Origin of the sequence: Pseudomonas putida, assembly GCF_028682475.1 — a bacterium.
In the GTDB taxonomy this organism is placed as follows: domain Bacteria; phylum Pseudomonadota; class Gammaproteobacteria; order Pseudomonadales; family Pseudomonadaceae; genus Aquipseudomonas; species Aquipseudomonas putida_AG.
This window is the reverse complement of record NZ_JANHLE010000007.1, coordinates 66,138-80,460: the sequence shown is the minus strand read 5'-3', so window position 1 is coordinate 80,460 and position 14,323 is coordinate 66,138. Positions and strand designations below refer to the sequence as shown.

Below are 14,323 nucleotides of genomic sequence, written 5' to 3'. Positions count from 1 at the left end.
AAGGAATATCCCGATGAGTAAACTGACAGGCAAAGTCGCCCTGGTAACCGGCTCCGGCCGTGGCATTGGCCGCAGTGTGGCGCTGAAACTGGCCGCCGATGGCGCGCGCGTGGTGGTCAATGACCTGGATGCCGGCCCGGCGGAAGAAGTGGTGGCCGAGATCCGCGCAGCCGGTGGCGATGCCGTGGCCTGCGTCGGCAGTGTCACCGCGGTCGATTTCGCCGATCGCTTCGTCAAGACCGCCGTCGACAATTACGGCGGCATCGACATCATCGTCAACAACGCCGGCTACACCTGGGACAACGTGATCCAGAAAATGAGCGATGAGCAGTGGTACGCCATCATCGACTGCCACATCACCGCGCCGTTCCGCATCCTGCGCGCGGCGCAGCCGATCATCAGCGCCATGGCCAAGCAAGAAGCCGCCGAAGGGCGCGTGGTCAATCGCAAAGTGGTCAACGTGTCGTCGGTATCCGCCAGCGGCAACCCGGGGCAGGTCAACTATTCGACCGCCAAGGCCGGGGTACTGGGCATGACCAAGTGCCTGGCCAAGGAGTGGGGACGGATGAAGGTCAACGTCAACGCCGTTGCTTTCGGCCATATCGAAACCCGCCAGACCCAACCGGTGGAAGGCGACCCGAACTACATCAACATCGAAGGCCGCGAGATCAAGGTGGGTATCAGCCCGGCCATCGTCGAGCAGTCCAAAACCCTGATTCCGCTGGGCCGTCCCGGCAACACCGAGGAAGCGGCGGGCGCGGTCTACCTGTTCTGCATTCCGGAGTCGGACTACGTCAGCGGCCAGGTACTGGTGTGCGGTGGCGGCTTGGGTAACGTCTGAAAATGCGGCGGGGCGCCTTGGCGCTCCGCCATTCTGGAGTGCATGTCCATGACCCTGTCAATTACCGGTCAGCCCAAGCGGCGTTTGCTGCACACTCGCCAGGTGGTTTGCACAGGTTTTGAGCGTGATGACGGCCTGTTCGATATCGAGGGGCGTCTGCTCGACACCAAAGGCGTTGATACCGACTTCCCCTACGGCACCATTCCGGCCAATGGCGTACTGCATTACATGCGTATCGTCATGACCATCGACCGCACGCTGGTGATCCAGCAGATCAAAGCCGTTTCCGAACAGGCGCCGACCCCGGTGTGCAGCCAGATCAACCGCGCCTATGCGGCATTGGTGGGGGTGAGTATCGGCCCGGGGTTCCGCAAGCGGGTTGCCGAGCGGGTAGGTGGGGTTAAGGGCTGCACCCACTTGACCGAATTGCTTGGGCCCATGGCAACCACCGCGATCCAGACCCTGGCGCCGGTGCTGCGCAAGCGCCAACGTCAGCGTGCTGCACAGGACCGCGATTACCAGATGCCCAAGCACTGGGTAGTCGGCACCTGCCATGCCTATCACCCTGATGGCGATGCCGCCCGCCGCGCCAATGAGTGGCAGCCGATCGATGACCCAGCGCCGAGCTGAAGCGGTGGCAGGTGGGTTAACGATTCATTTCCCTGAGTGCAACTCCCGCGTGACCACACGCCGATGGCAGTCTGCCGGGGTCAGTATTTTTCCAGACGTAGAGCGGACCACGAGGGGCTCGACCTGTTGCGACAGGTCGTTGTCCACCAGCACCGAATGACGCTCGCCCTGGCGGAAGAGAAAGCGTTCGCCCCATTGGCGCATGCTTACCACGACAGGGAAAACCGAGCGGCCCATTTCAGTCAGCACATATTCCTTGTAGGCGCTGCCGTCGGATGCCGGCTGAACTACAAACACCCCCATTTCGACCAACAGCTTGAGCCGCGTGGCGAGGATGTTCTTGGCCAGGCCGAGGCGCTTCTGGAAGTCATTGAAGCGGCGGATATCCTCGAAGGCTTCCCGCAGGATCATCAGCACCCAGCGGTCGCCGATGACGTCGAGCGCCCGCGCCACCGGGCATTCGCTTTGTAGCGGTTGTTTATCTGTGGTCATCGCGCACCGTCGGCAGAGATAAGAGATTAAGCAAAGTGGTTGCAGATTAAAACCTCATTTGTTAGAAATCAACGCAGCGGTTTCATTTTGAAACCGGTTTCCAAGGCTGGGCTGACGATGTTGTTGAACCGGCACCTGACGCTGCTGTTTGCGCTCACCTGCGCCATGGCGGTGGCCAATGTCTATTTCGCCCAGCCGCTGCTGGAGTCCATGTCGGTCAGCCTGGCGATACCGGCCAGCAGCATTGGCACCGTGGTCAGCGCGACGCAGATCGGTTACGCCGTGGGCCTGTTGTTCATGGTCCCGCTGGGTGACCTGTTCGATCGCAAAAAGCTGATCCTGACGCAGATGCTGCTGTCGGCTGTGGCCCTGTGCGTGGTGGGCCTGGCCCAAGACTGGAGTGTGTTGCTCGGCGCGATGCTGCTGGTCGGATTGATGGCCGTCATGGTCCAGGTGGTGGTGGCTTACGCCGCCAGCCTGGCGAGCCCCGAACAGCGTGGCCAGGTGGTCGGCACCGTAACCGGCGGCGTGGTCCTGGGCATCCTGCTGGCACGCCTGGTTTCCGGCGTGGTGGCCGATCTTGCCGGTTGGCGGGCGGTGTACTTTATTTCGGCGGCATTGATGGTCGGCATGGCGCTGGTGCTGCAGCGAAGCATGCCAGTCTCGACACTGGCACCGGCCCGGCTGAGCTATTGGCAACTGCTGGGCTCGGTAGTGCAGCTGTTCCTGAGCGAGCGGGTACTGCGCGTCAGGGGCATGTTTGCCTTGCTCATCTTTGCCGCATTCAGTGTGTTGTGGACGGCGATGGTGCTGCCACTGAGCGCGCCGCCGTTGTCGCTGTCGCATACCCAGATCGGGCTGTTCGGCCTGGCCGGGATTGCCGGTGCCATTGCAGCTGCACGCGCCGGACGCCTGGCCGATCAGGGGCGTGGCCAACGCACGACCGGGATCGCCCTGGCGCTGTTGACCCTGTCCTGGCTGCCTAGCGCATGGGCCGAAAGCTCGTTGCTGGCGTTGGTGGTGGGTGTGGTGTTGCTGGATTTCGCCGTACAGGCCGTGCATGTCACCAACCAGAGCCTGATCTTCGCGGCCCGGCCCGATGCGCAGAGCCGTCTGGTGGGGGCCTATATGTGTTTTTACTCGGTGGGCAGTGGGCTTGGCGCGATTGCTGCGACCTACACTTACGCCCACTGGGGATGGGTGGCGGTCTGTGTGCTTGGCGCGGTCATCAGTGGTGTGGCTCTGGTGTACTGGGCGTATCTGCGTGATACACCAGCGAGCAGTTGAAATCAGGCCTGCATGATCGATTTGGCCGATTACACTGTTGAAACCGCCACATATCGAGAACCTGCAATGGGCTGCGCGCTGATGGGTCATGCTGCTTGGCTGGAGGGCCGCCGGTGGGCGAGCCTTGTGTTCCCGGTTCGCGCCGTCGGGCCTGTGTCATGAAGAACCCAGGACGGGGCGTCTCCCTGCAACTGCTGGTGGCGCTGGCCATCATGCTCGGCATGTTGTTGCTTGGCGTCGGCCTGGCCTGGCAGGGTTATCGCGGGGTACAGCAGACGCTTGTGGCCGCCACTGGCGATTCGGCCCAGCAGCTTGGCAAGACCATCGACGAGCGCGCCCGGCGTCTGATCGATCCGGCGCAGAGCAGCATTCGGCTGCTAGCTTTCAATCCGGTCGCTGGCAACCTGACAGAGCGCCTGGAGGGGCTCGCGCAACTGGTCGAGAACCTGAACACCAACGACATGCTCAGCGCCGTGTACGTCGGTTATTCCAACGGCGAGTTCCTCCTCGTCCGCCGGCTACGCGGGCCGCAGCTGCTCCAGCGCTTCGCCGCGCCGCCAGATACTGCGTTCCTGGTGCAAACCATCAGCAAGGGCGACGACGGCGCGATGCTGGGTGAGTGGCGTTACTACGACCGGGAGTTGACGCTGCTCAAGACCCAGCTCAAGCCGGACTATCACTTCGATCCACGCCAGCGCCCTTGGTTTGTCGAAGCCTCCGGGCGCTCCACCACCGTACTGACCCGTCCCTACGTGTTTTTCACCACCCGCGAAATCGGCCTGACCATGGCCCAGCGCAGCGTCGACGGCGCGGCGGTGATCGGCATGGATGTCTCGGTCGACGATCTGGCCAGTGAGAGCCGCGACCTGCGCATGACCCCCGGCACCGAAATCGCTGTGGTTGACGACCAAGGCAGTGTGGTGGCCTATCCGGACCTGCAGCGGGTTATCGTGCATGAGGGGGAGACGGTGCGCCTTTCACGCATCGCCGAGCTAGGCATTCCCAGCCTGGACCATATCTACGCCGACCTGCCCCAGGGGACCCAGCTACAGCCTTATCAGGTGCAGGGGCAAACCTGGTATGGCATGCGCTCGCAGCTTACGACCCTGGCCGGACAGGATCTGCAGGTGCTGATCGCCGTGCCTGCCCACGAGCTGCTGGCCGGGGCGCGCAAGGTGCTGTTCGAACAGTTGCTGTGGACGGCGGCGCTAATGGGCGTGTTACTGGTCCTCGGCGGTCTGCTCGGCCGACGAATTGGCCGCCCGCTGCGCGTGCTGGCCGACCAGGTGCGCGCCCTGACGGCTTTCGATTTCAGCCGCGAGGTGGGGGTTACCTCGCGGATATCCGAGGTGCGTGAACTGAGTCAGGTGCTCAGCCGCATGTCCGGAACCATCCGCAACTTCCAGGCGATCACCCTCACACTCAGCCGCGAGAGCCAGCTGGAACGCATGCTCGACGGGGTCCTCAGTCATCTGGTGGACGCCGCCGGCGTCAGCGCTGGCGCGGTGTACCTGTTCGATGCTGACCACGCACTCCTGCGTCTGGCGGCCTCCTGCCGGGGCGAGGGCTACCCTGAAGAAATAAAGATTTGCGAACGCGATCATGAGGATCTGGCGGCTGCCGTCACGCAGGCGCTGGCGTTGCGCGGACACAGCCTGGCGGTGGTGCTCAATGACCGTAGCCAGGCGCTGCTCGGCATGCTGGTCCTGCAGTTGGAGAGTGAACATGCGCGCGATGAGGTGCGCGAACCGTTCCGGCGCTTTGCCGAGGAGTTGTCCGGCGCTGCCGCGGTGGCCATCGAGACCCGCCAGTTGGTCGAAGCCCAGCAGCGCCTGCTGGATGCCATGATCAAGCTGCTGGCCGATGCCATCGATGCCAAGAGCCCTTACACCGGTGGCCACTGCGAACGCGTACCGCAACTGGCGCAGATGCTGCTGGACCAGGCCGTGCGTGCGGACAGCGGTCCCTATGCCGACTTCACCATGAGCGAGGCCGAACGCTACGAGTTTCGTGTAGCGGCCTGGCTTCACGACTGCGGCAAGGTCACCAGCCCGGAATATGTGGTGGACAAGGCGACCAAACTGGAGACCTTGTACAACCGCATCCATGAGGTACGCATGCGTTTCGAGGTGCTCTGGCGCGATGCCGAGCTCGCTTACTGGCAGGGCCTGGCCAGCGGTGCCGAGCAGTCCACGCTGCAACGCACACTGGAGCACTGCCAGACCGAATTGCAGGAGGAGTTCGCCTTTGTCGCCAAGGCCAATATCGGTGGCGAGTTCATGCAGGAGGCCGACGTCGAACGTTTGCAACGGATCGGCCAGCGCTGCTGGCGGCGGTATTTCGACAACCGGCTGGGTATCTCGCGCGACGAACAGGAGCGCTTTGCCGGCCTAGCGCAGGCGCCATTGCCGGTGGATGAGCCGCTGCTGGCTGACCGCCCCGAGCACCGGGTGCCCTGGGGCGCGCGCAAGCCGCCGGTGGCCAGGGACGACCCGCGCAACGTCTGGGGCTTCGACATGCGCCTGCCGGCCAATGCCAGCGACTACGGCGAGCTGTACAACCTGTCGATCCGCCGCGGCACCCTGAACGACGAGGAGCGCTTCAAGATCAACGAACACATCGTGCAGACCATTATCATGCTCGACTCCCTGCCGTTTCCGCGCCAGCTCAGGCGCGTACCGTCGATTGCCGGCAACCATCACGAGAAGATGGACGGCAGCGGTTATCCGCGCCGGCTGAGCAAGGATGAGCTGAGCATTGCCGAGCGGGTGATGGCGATCGCCGACATCTTCGAAGCGTTGACGGCCGCCGACCGGCCTTACAAGGCGCCGAAAACCCTGTCCGAATCGGTGAAAATCCTCGTCGGCATGGCCCGCGACAAGCACATCGACGGGCAACTGCTGCAGCTGTTCCTGAGCAGCGGGGTGTATCGCCAGTATGGTGAGCGCTTCCTGCGTGCCGAGCAGATCGATGAGGTGGATGTCGACTATTGGTTGGCACAGATACAGGGCACGATTTTTTCGTGAGGGGAGGTGTGAGGTGCAAAAGGTGGCCTAGACTACAGGCATTAAATGCTCTGGCTACATGAAATTTTCACCGCTGCGACGACTCAAAGAGCGAATAAAAATATGAATGATAGTTCTGCAGCGGGCTCTCGATTAAGCGTACTTGACGGATGGCGTGGCATCAGCATCTTGCTGGTCCTGGCGTGCCACCTGTTGCCACTTGGCCCCAAGCCCTGGCAATTGAATTCCACCGCCGGCGTGATGGGCATGGCGATATTTTTTACCTTGTCGGGCTTTTTGATCACAAGTTTTTTGCTCAGCAACAGCAGTGTTGTTGACTTTCTGATTCGCAGGATCTTCAGAATTGTGCCGCTCGCCTGGTTGTACATGGCCATTGCGTTACCGTTCATGAACAGCCCATCGGAATTCTACATCGCAAACTTTCTGTTCGTTGCCAACTGGCCGCCCATGTGGCTTGGCAGTGCAAACGGCCATCTCTGGAGTTTGTGCATGGAGGTCCAGTTTTATCTCGCCATCGCCTTGATGGTGGTGCTGATGAGAAACAAGTGGATGGTGCTGATCCCGTTTCTCTGCATCGCCGTAACGCTGTACCGGGTCATGAATGAAGTCCATGTCGCAATCAATACGTATTACCGCATTGATGAGATACTGGCCGGGTGCATACTGGCACTGATCTACAACGGTCGGCTGGGCGACACCTTTGCGCAACTTGCGAAACACATGTGGATTGCGCAAATACTGCTAGCGCTGCTGTTTGTTGTATCCAGCCATCCCGAAGCGGGCTTCATGAACTACTTGCGCCCCTATTTTGCCGCAGCAATGGTCGGCAGCACGCTGTTCAATGGGCGGACACTCATTGCCCAGCTTTTGAATAACCGCCTCCTTTTTTATATCGCCACCATCTCGTATGCGCTGTACGTTGTTCACCCACTGTTAGAACAGACCTGGCTGGGCAGTGGAGATACCCTTGTCAAATATCTGAAACGACCCTTGTTGTTCGCCGCCGTTTTTGCCACCGCGCATATCTCGACGTTCTACTATGAAAAATGGTGGATTGCGTTTGGCAAGACGTTTTCCAGGAAAGTGGTCAGCCAGTCTGTTGCCGGCTAAATGTCCGCAGCCGGCGGTTCAGCAGGCTGGTGCTGGCCTGGTTTTCGCATTTTTTCGCATTGAGCTTTCTCGCCGATAGCCGGGCCGCGGATCAGCGCTCCGTGCTTTCGCGCGTGGGTACCATTCGACAAACTCGATGCAATTAGACTCGCCGTCTGCGCAGAGACCACTACACTTGATCCTGCTTCATGGAGCACCCCCAGGCACTGACTCACTTGCCCTGTGTGGACGTGAGGTCAGTCGCCCGGACCAACGGTGGCAGCCGTCGATAGCGTAGTGGACTATGTGCTTGCCACACCACCTGCGAAGTCCCAGACGAATGGGAGTACTATGATGAGTGGCTATAACGCTGTATTGGCGAGAAATACAGGAAAAGCTCCACAAGGGATAGGCCCATACTCACAAACCGTAGCGTTCTCTCACTATAATAATCTTTCAGCTCAGTTACCTGTCGACCCGGCAACCGGCGCCTTGGTAGCGGGTGGTGTAAAAGCGCAGGCTGAACAGTGTTTCAAAAACATCAAGGCGGTTATAGAAAGCATCGATCATGTGATGGAAGATGTCGTCAGGATTACAATCTTCCTTAAAAATATCGCCGATATCGACGCTGTTAATGGTGTCTATGCCGCATTCTTCCCTGGCTATGTTCCAGTGCTGACGACAGTCGCCGTGGCAGCGTTGCCCATGGATGCATTGGTGCAAGTGGAAGCGCTGATTTCAAACGGCGAAGGTACTATTCCACATGCGCCACAGGCAGGCGATCTGGTAAAAACTGTAAAGAACACGGAGAACGCACCGGTCAGCGCACTGTCGGCGCAGACAGTGGCTTTCTCGCATTACAATAACCTGTCGGCCCAACTGCCTATCGATCCTAAAACAGGCAAGTTGGTGGCGGGGGGTGTAAAAGAACAAGCTGTGCAGTGTTTGAAAAATATCAAGGCGATTTTAGAAAGTATTGATGTTCCTTTTGATGACATCGTAAAGGTCACTGTCTTCGTTAAAAACCTCGCGGATATTGAGGCTGTGAACGAAGTGTATACCACCTTTTTTCCGGACTCGGCCATTGCCAGGGCGGTCGCCTATTTTCCCGCGCGGACTACGGTAGCGGTCGCGGCGTTGCCCATGGATGCTTTAGTACAGATAGAAGCCGTTGTCTCACACGGGGATGGTACACCACCGCAACGTGTTGAAGACCGGCACGGGATTGTCATAAAGGCAAACAACACCGCTGGCGCCCCCAGGCATGCGCTGTCCACACAGACTGTAGCCTTTTCTCATTACAATCATGTCTCTGCGCAATTACCTTTAGATCCCAACACTGGAAAGCTGGCGGGTAGGGAGGTGAAGGAGCAGACCGAGCAGTGCTTGAAAAACATTAAAGCAATTGTCGAAAGTATTGATCACGCCATGAGTGATGTCGTCAAGGTCAATGTCTTCCTTAAAAGCATTGAAGATATTGCTGCAATGGATGAGGTTTACACGGCATTTTTCCCGGGCGGCGTTCCTGCACGCAGAATAGTGGGTGTGTCGGCGCTACCTGAAAATGCGCTGGTCCAGATCGACGTAGTGGTGGCGAACGCTGAAGGCACACCGCCGAAAAAATAGCAGGCAAATTTGCCTATCGCGGTGAGGAGAAAGGGAAGTCGGGGTGGGGCCCCGGCTTCCTTTTTTCGCTTACTGCGATCCCTCATGCAGCGACTGCAATTGCCCCGCACGTATGTTCCAGGCGCGGTTGATCGGGCTCTCAGGCTTCAATGCAAGGCGCTCGGCAACCAGGGCCTCGGCAAGTGCGCGGTTGCCCAGGCGAATGGCGGCTTCGGTCAACGTCCATGAGAAGACATCACGCTGCGCGTGACTACCGCCAAAGCGGTTGGCTTTGGCCCGTAGCGGCATCAACAACGCGATAGCCTGGGCATAATCACCACGCCCAAACGCCACCAGTCCTTCGCACGCTGGCACACCAATCTCTCTACTCATCATGGCGTTGGTACCAATGCCGGCAGCGGCCCGCCTCAGGGTATCCAACTGCTGAATCTGTGCCCGGCTGTTGCCAGTAGCCACGAATGACAGCATCGCGTTCACGTCGTTGAAGGCGTAGAAACCGTCTTCACAACGCGACTCCCATTTTTCGGCCAGTGCTGTCCAGCGATCGCCAACATCATGACCGAGCAGGGCAAGTCTCCAGAGCAGCGCTGATCCATCAAGCAGCTCAAGCGCCTGGCCAAACCCACCCGCTGAAATGTCCTCATCAAACAGACGCAGCGCGCCAGCCACATCATTCGCTTCAAGGAGGAACAGTGCGTTGTGCCACCACAAATGGAAGGCAAACATGCTGTTGGGAGCCCAGGCACTGGCGCTGGATGAAAGGTACCTGGCGCCTTCTTCGCTACGGCCCTGCATTTCCATGACATGGGTGACGGCATGCACTGCCCAGCCATCCTGCGGATTCAAGGCAACCGCCTCGCGACCCTGCTCTTCGGCCTGGCGGTAATCCCCTGACTCTTCCAGGCCAAAGGCATACATCCCTTTCACAAAGCCAAAGCCGGGAACGTCCTGATCCCAGCGCGGCATCACCCGCGCTATGCGATCACGCAGCATGTGCGAGTAACCCAGATAGAAGTCGCCCAGGTGCGCGAACTGCAGTGCCAGCAGATCGCGCGGGTGCTCGATTGCAACCCGCCCCCAGAGTTCGATTGCCCGCTCCCAGTCGCCGTCGAACCAGGCGCGTACCGCATGGATATGCTGACGCTCGCGATCATTCGCTTTCGCTGCCAGGCGCTCGGCTGCGTCCAGGCTTTTGACCAGCTCTGAGTCAAACGCTTTGTCGGTCGCAGTGGCAATCGCACCGGCACGAAAGGCGTAGGCCAGGGCAAAGTCCGGGTGCTGCGCGATGATGTGGTCAACGGCTGCCAGAGGATCGGCCTGGTAGGCATGCAGCAGATCGCAAGCGCTGTCCAGCGCATCGATTGCCGCTTGCGAGCCATAGGAAACAGGATTGCCACGCTGGTCGCGTTTGCTCATGGCTTGCTCCTGACCACGCCCTGAGGGTGGCTATGATCGAGATGTGAAGATCGCTCTCGATTGTCCCTCCCGAATTTGGCTCAGAGACACTTTTCCGACGAAACGTGAATGACTGTTTCTGGCCGCTAGCAAACCTTCGCGGCAGGCAGTTATCGACCCGATCCTGACAGTACCGAGCGGGGCGTCAAGATGGCCAAGGCAACCGCCACGATGAAGAGCGCCGGCACGTCACCTGTCAAATGCCCCATTTGCCCCGGCTGGGTTATAGCCTGGAAGGCCATGATTGCGCCGTGTACGGCGCTAGACCACACGGTGAACCAGATGAGGCTCAGATTGGCGAATGGATCACGTGCGGCCAGGATCAAGAACACGCCAAGTGTTGCGTAGATGCCAACGATCATCATCGGGTAGTCCGAGTGACCGACGTGCCAGGCCCAGCCGGACGGCCAGAACAGCATAAGTGGGTAGAGAGCAAGGCACGCGAGGCCAGCCAAAACCAAAACGACGCGTAAATACCTGAGGCGATCGACTACGGTCATGGCGGACTCCTTTTGGGGCCTATCCGGCAGTAGGCCAAGCATAGCTACTCATTTGCTATCGCTCCGTCCACCGGCTGCTTCTGGCCGAATCCAGCCTGTCACAAAGAGCTGAAAACGCGAACGTCGGTAGTTGATTGGGCCGCATCGGCGGCCCAGGCCAATCACAGGCGATCACTCCGCCGCCGATTGACCTGCTTGCATCGAGCGGCGCAACAACGCTGCCGTTGCCGAGCGCGCTTCGACTTCGTCCAGCAACGCCTCGACCAGTGCGAGGCTCATCTCTAGCGATTGTTCAGTCGCCCAGCGCAAACCGCGCACCTCGGCATTGACCATCTCACAGGCGTGGGCGTTGGTCTGGTAGGCGCTTTTGAGCAGGACGGAGGCGTGGACCAGGGCGTCTTCGGACGAGACACCGGCACGGACAGCGAAGAGTGGGTCGTGGCTGCCGTTGCAGGAGCCGAAGGTGGTGCTGGTTTGGGTAGTTAAGGGTGGATCGGGAACGGGTTTTGTCATTGTGGAGCTCCTTGATCAGTGGAACTGCCACGCATCGCTGCTAAACGAAATGGGTGGCAGCTGTACGCGGGTTAGCAGACCAGGGATCAAGGAACCCGGCGCGCACGAAGGCGCCCCGCGCACAGCCGCCATAACACGAGACAACCGGCATAAAAAAAGCGCCAGTTGATCGAGAACGGGCGCTGTTTGCACCTTGATCTTTGGACAGGCTGCTAAACCCGGTCGCTGAATTGGCAGCGACTGGGGGAGAGTAACGTGGTGGGTGGGGTAGGGCAAGGGGCTATCGGGTCAGAGAGACGAAAGCGATCAAAGAAGCAGGAGTACTTGAAGGCTTTTGGTAATCCGATAGCCGTCAAGTGGATGCAATTGTGAGAGGCTGCTTTCGACCCAAAGCTGCCCTCCGAGAAGGGGCGCTAACGGGTGATAGCGGTCATCCACGACCGGCAACGCTCGACCCCAAGTCGTCATTCGCTCAGCCTGTCAAGGTTCAGACCGGGCACTGCCGCGATTGCCAGACGGGCAGATTCGACAAACCAACTGACTGGAGCGTCGAGTACATAACCTTTGCGCTTGACGAACCCGATAGGCATCGTCGGCAGTGGCTCTTCCAGGGGGATCTCACTCAACAAGGGCGCTAGCCACGGTAGAGAAAGTATGGCCTGCGGAACTGGGGCGATCGCCTTGCCTTGGGTTGTGAGCACGAGCGAGGCCATGGATGAAGGGCATTCGATCATCTGGAGCGGCAAGGGCACATTGTGCTCGGCGAACCACCGGCGAACCCTTTCGCTGGTGCCGCCGTGCGAATGGTCGAGCAGCCAGACCGACCCGGTCAAATCGGCCAGACGATAAGCGTCTCGGCTGAAGGCGCCGGTGCGGGCAGAGATCGCCACGGCGACTTCCCCCAGAGGCTCGTAGCTCAGGTCCGCGCCGAGCACTTCCGGTAACAAGGACGTTATGGCCACATCAATCGTCCCATCGCGCAGCATCGGCAGCATTTCTGACACGAAGGCGTCGCGGATGGTCAGCCGGGCGTCGGGGTAACGGTTATGAAAGCGCTGTAGCGCATCGGGCAGGCAAAGCAGTGAGAATGCGGGCGTCACCGCTGCATGAACCCGCGCCACGCCCTGGCCTGACAGGCTCTGGATGGCTGCCCGTGCGTCCCCCACCTCGGCCAGGATGAGCTTGGCTCGTCTGAGCAGCTCCAGCCCGGCTTCATTCAGGCGTACGCCCTGTGGGCTTCGACTCAGCAGCGGTACCTGGAGATCAAGCTCCAGTTCCCTCAGCGACTTCGTGACGGCTGTCTGAGACAGCGCCAGGGACCGGGCTGCCGCCCGGATGGTGCCGTGCTCGGCAATCGCGACAAAAACCCGTAGTTGACTGTTCTTCACCTGGTTGGCCCCTATGGCAGCGTCCGATTAAGAGCCTTCAGTGAACACCAAAAGTGTTCGCTATGAAATCTATTCAGTAGTTAAACCAGGAGTGAATTTCTACGATGGCGGGATGCCGAGACCTCTGGCTATCGAATAAGAAAGGAGATGTCATGCAATCCCAGATCTACAACCAGGCTCCATCCGAGCCGGTCCTCCACGGCTTTCCAGCCCGCGAGGATGCCCTCTATACCAAGGTGACGCGGCGCATTGTCAGCTTCCTCTTCGTCTGCTTCGTCTTTGCCTTCCTTGACCGTATTAACGTCGGTTTCGCCAAGCTCGGCATGCAGTCTGACCTCGGTTTCAGCGAAGCTGTTTTCGGGTTGGGTGCGGGCATTTTCTTCCTGACCTACTTCCTTCTGGAGGTGCCGAGCAATCTGTTGCTGGCACGCGTCGGTGCACGGCGCTGGATTGCCCGCATCATGGTGAGCTGGGGACTGTTGTCCATCTGCACCCTGTTCGTTCAGACGCCCACCCAGTTCTATGCTGTGCGACTGCTGCTCGGTGCAGCCGAGGCGGGCTTCTTCCCCGGCGTCATGCTGTACCTGACCCAGTGGTATCCGGCCGCTCGACGCAGCCGCGTGATCACCCTGTTCATGGCGGCGATTCCAGTTTCCTGCATTCTCGGCAGCCCCCTGTCGGGCTGGGTCATGAAAGCCTTCGCCAATCAGGGAGACCTGGCGGCATGGCAGTGGCTTTACCTGATCGAAGGGGTGCCGGCCGTTATTCTCGGCCTGCTCACCCTGCGTCTGTTGCCAGACTCGATCAAACAGGCTAACTGGCTCAGTGCTGATGAGCAGCAGTGGCTTCTACAGCGCGTCGCCGAGGATGTGAAGCACTCCAGTGCCCACCGCGTGCGCGATGTCTTTCGCATGCCGCTGGTCTGGCTGCTGGCGTTCATCAACTTTGCGTTCCTCGCCGGTATCACGCTGGCGTTCTGGATGCCTTCGATGTTGCGCACCGCCGGCGTGACCAGCACCGTGGACATCGGTTTGATGGTAGCGATGCCGTATGTGCTGGCGATCATCGGCATGCTGGTCCTTGGCCGTACCTCTGATGCGTTGGTTGAGCGTCGCTGGCACTGCGCTGTGCCCGCCTTCATCGGTGCGTTGAGCGTGGCTGTCATGCCGTTCACCCTGCAAAACCCAACACTGCTGCTTATCGCCAGTGTCGGCGCCATCGGCGGCAACGTGATCGCCAACGCGCTGTACTGGAATCTGCCTACGGCAGTCATGTCGGGCGTCGCGGCCACTGTCGGTCTCGCCTTTGTCAACGCGTTCGGGCAACTGGCCGGATTCAGTGGCCCATCGTTGTTTGGCTGGCTGTCCGCGACCACGGGCAACGTGTCGCTCGGCCTGGGCCTTCTCGCCGCATGCCTCGCTCTGGGCAGCGTCGCGGTGCTCCTGATTCCCAAACAGTTAGTCAATCGCTGAACAC

12 protein-coding genes are annotated in these 14,323 nt (G+C 59.9%); 7 read left to right on the top strand and 5 right to left on the bottom strand.

Annotated elements, in window-relative coordinates:
* Positions 1 to 13: 13 nt before the first annotated feature.
* A complete protein-coding gene (locus tag NPS47_RS08330; RefSeq protein WP_274294508.1) occupies positions 14 to 841 on the top strand; it encodes an SDR family NAD(P)-dependent oxidoreductase in 828 nt (275 codons plus the stop codon).
* Between the two features lie 48 nt (positions 842 to 889).
* On the top strand, positions 890 to 1,471 hold the full coding sequence (locus NPS47_RS08325; protein ID WP_274294507.1) for a DUF2889 domain-containing protein: 582 nt from the start codon (positions 890 to 892) through the stop codon (positions 1,469 to 1,471).
* Positions 1,472 to 1,495: 24 nt separating this feature from the next.
* Here the strand turns inward: NPS47_RS08325 and NPS47_RS08320 are convergent, their stop codons facing one another.
* The gene (locus tag NPS47_RS08320) at positions 1,496 to 1,963 is read right to left on the bottom strand and encodes a winged helix-turn-helix transcriptional regulator (RefSeq protein WP_274294506.1); all 468 of its coding nucleotides are present in this window, start codon (positions 1,961 to 1,963) and stop codon (positions 1,496 to 1,498) included.
* Positions 1,964 to 2,080: 117 nt separating this feature from the next.
* Between NPS47_RS08320 and NPS47_RS08315 the strand changes: the two genes are divergently transcribed.
* From NPS47_RS08315 to NPS47_RS08300, 4 genes are all read left to right on the top strand, one after another.
* Positions 2,081 to 3,250 (top strand): MFS transporter, encoded by a 1,170-nt coding sequence (locus tag NPS47_RS08315; RefSeq protein WP_274294505.1) that lies wholly within the window; start codon positions 2,081 to 2,083, stop codon positions 3,248 to 3,250.
* 158 nt (positions 3,251 to 3,408) lie between these two features.
* Positions 3,409 to 6,276: an HD domain-containing phosphohydrolase gene (locus tag NPS47_RS08310; protein ID WP_274294504.1), complete on the top strand. Its 2,868-nt coding sequence runs from the start codon at positions 3,409 to 3,411 to the stop codon at positions 6,274 to 6,276.
* Positions 6,277 to 6,378: 102 nt separating this feature from the next.
* Positions 6,379 to 7,386, top strand: coding sequence for an acyltransferase family protein (locus tag NPS47_RS08305; RefSeq protein WP_274294503.1), 1,008 nt, complete (start codon positions 6,379 to 6,381; stop codon positions 7,384 to 7,386).
* Between the two features lie 333 nt (positions 7,387 to 7,719).
* On the top strand, positions 7,720 to 8,991 hold the full coding sequence (locus NPS47_RS08300) for a Rid family detoxifying hydrolase (RefSeq protein WP_274294502.1): 1,272 nt from the start codon (positions 7,720 to 7,722) through the stop codon (positions 8,989 to 8,991).
* Positions 8,992 to 9,060: 69 nt separating this feature from the next.
* On the opposite strand, the gene NPS47_RS08295 is transcribed toward NPS47_RS08300, so the two are convergent.
* The 4 genes from NPS47_RS08295 to NPS47_RS08280 all read right to left on the bottom strand — a co-directional run bounded on the left by NPS47_RS08295 (position 9,061) and on the right by NPS47_RS08280 (position 12,847).
* Positions 9,061 to 10,407 (bottom strand): tetratricopeptide repeat protein, encoded by a 1,347-nt coding sequence (locus tag NPS47_RS08295; RefSeq protein WP_274294501.1) that lies wholly within the window; start codon positions 10,405 to 10,407, stop codon positions 9,061 to 9,063.
* A 149-nt stretch (positions 10,408 to 10,556) separates the two neighbouring features.
* Positions 10,557 to 10,946, bottom strand: coding sequence for a DUF6632 domain-containing protein (locus NPS47_RS08290; protein ID WP_274294500.1), 390 nt, complete (start codon positions 10,944 to 10,946; stop codon positions 10,557 to 10,559).
* 171 nt (positions 10,947 to 11,117) lie between these two features.
* Positions 11,118 to 11,459, bottom strand: coding sequence for a DUF6124 family protein (locus NPS47_RS08285; protein ID WP_274294499.1), 342 nt, complete (start codon positions 11,457 to 11,459; stop codon positions 11,118 to 11,120).
* A 464-nt stretch (positions 11,460 to 11,923) separates the two neighbouring features.
* Positions 11,924 to 12,847 carry a LysR family transcriptional regulator gene (locus NPS47_RS08280; RefSeq protein WP_274294498.1) on the bottom strand — a complete coding sequence of 308 codons (924 nt, stop codon included), beginning with the start codon at positions 12,845 to 12,847 and terminating at the stop codon, positions 11,924 to 11,926.
* A 152-nt stretch (positions 12,848 to 12,999) separates the two neighbouring features.
* Between NPS47_RS08280 and NPS47_RS08275 the strand changes: the two genes are divergently transcribed.
* Positions 13,000 to 14,319 carry an MFS transporter gene (locus NPS47_RS08275; protein WP_274294497.1) on the top strand — a complete coding sequence of 440 codons (1,320 nt, stop codon included), beginning with the start codon at positions 13,000 to 13,002 and terminating at the stop codon, positions 14,317 to 14,319.
* Positions 14,320 to 14,323: the final 4 nt, after the last annotated feature.

Coding starts and splice junctions, on each gene's coding strand:
- NPS47_RS08330 (WP_274294508.1), top strand. CDS start 14: ATGAGTAAACTGACAGGCAAAGTCGCCCTGGTAACCGGCTCCGGCCGT.
- NPS47_RS08300 (WP_274294502.1), top strand. CDS start 7,720: ATGAGTGGCTATAACGCTGTATTGGCGAGAAATACAGGAAAAGCTCCA.
- NPS47_RS08325 (WP_274294507.1), top strand. CDS start 890: ATGACCCTGTCAATTACCGGTCAGCCCAAGCGGCGTTTGCTGCACACT.
- NPS47_RS08290 (WP_274294500.1), bottom strand. CDS start 10,946: ATGACCGTAGTCGATCGCCTCAGGTATTTACGCGTCGTTTTGGTTTTG.
- NPS47_RS08320 (WP_274294506.1), bottom strand. CDS start 1,963: ATGACCACAGATAAACAACCGCTACAAAGCGAATGCCCGGTGGCGCGG.
- NPS47_RS08305 (WP_274294503.1), top strand. CDS start 6,379: ATGAATGATAGTTCTGCAGCGGGCTCTCGATTAAGCGTACTTGACGGA.
- NPS47_RS08295 (WP_274294501.1), bottom strand. CDS start 10,407: ATGAGCAAACGCGACCAGCGTGGCAATCCTGTTTCCTATGGCTCGCAA.
- NPS47_RS08285 (WP_274294499.1), bottom strand. CDS start 11,459: ATGACAAAACCCGTTCCCGATCCACCCTTAACTACCCAAACCAGCACC.
- NPS47_RS08275 (WP_274294497.1), top strand. CDS start 13,000: ATGCAATCCCAGATCTACAACCAGGCTCCATCCGAGCCGGTCCTCCAC.
- NPS47_RS08315 (WP_274294505.1), top strand. CDS start 2,081: ATGTTGTTGAACCGGCACCTGACGCTGCTGTTTGCGCTCACCTGCGCC.
- NPS47_RS08310 (WP_274294504.1), top strand. CDS start 3,409: ATGAAGAACCCAGGACGGGGCGTCTCCCTGCAACTGCTGGTGGCGCTG.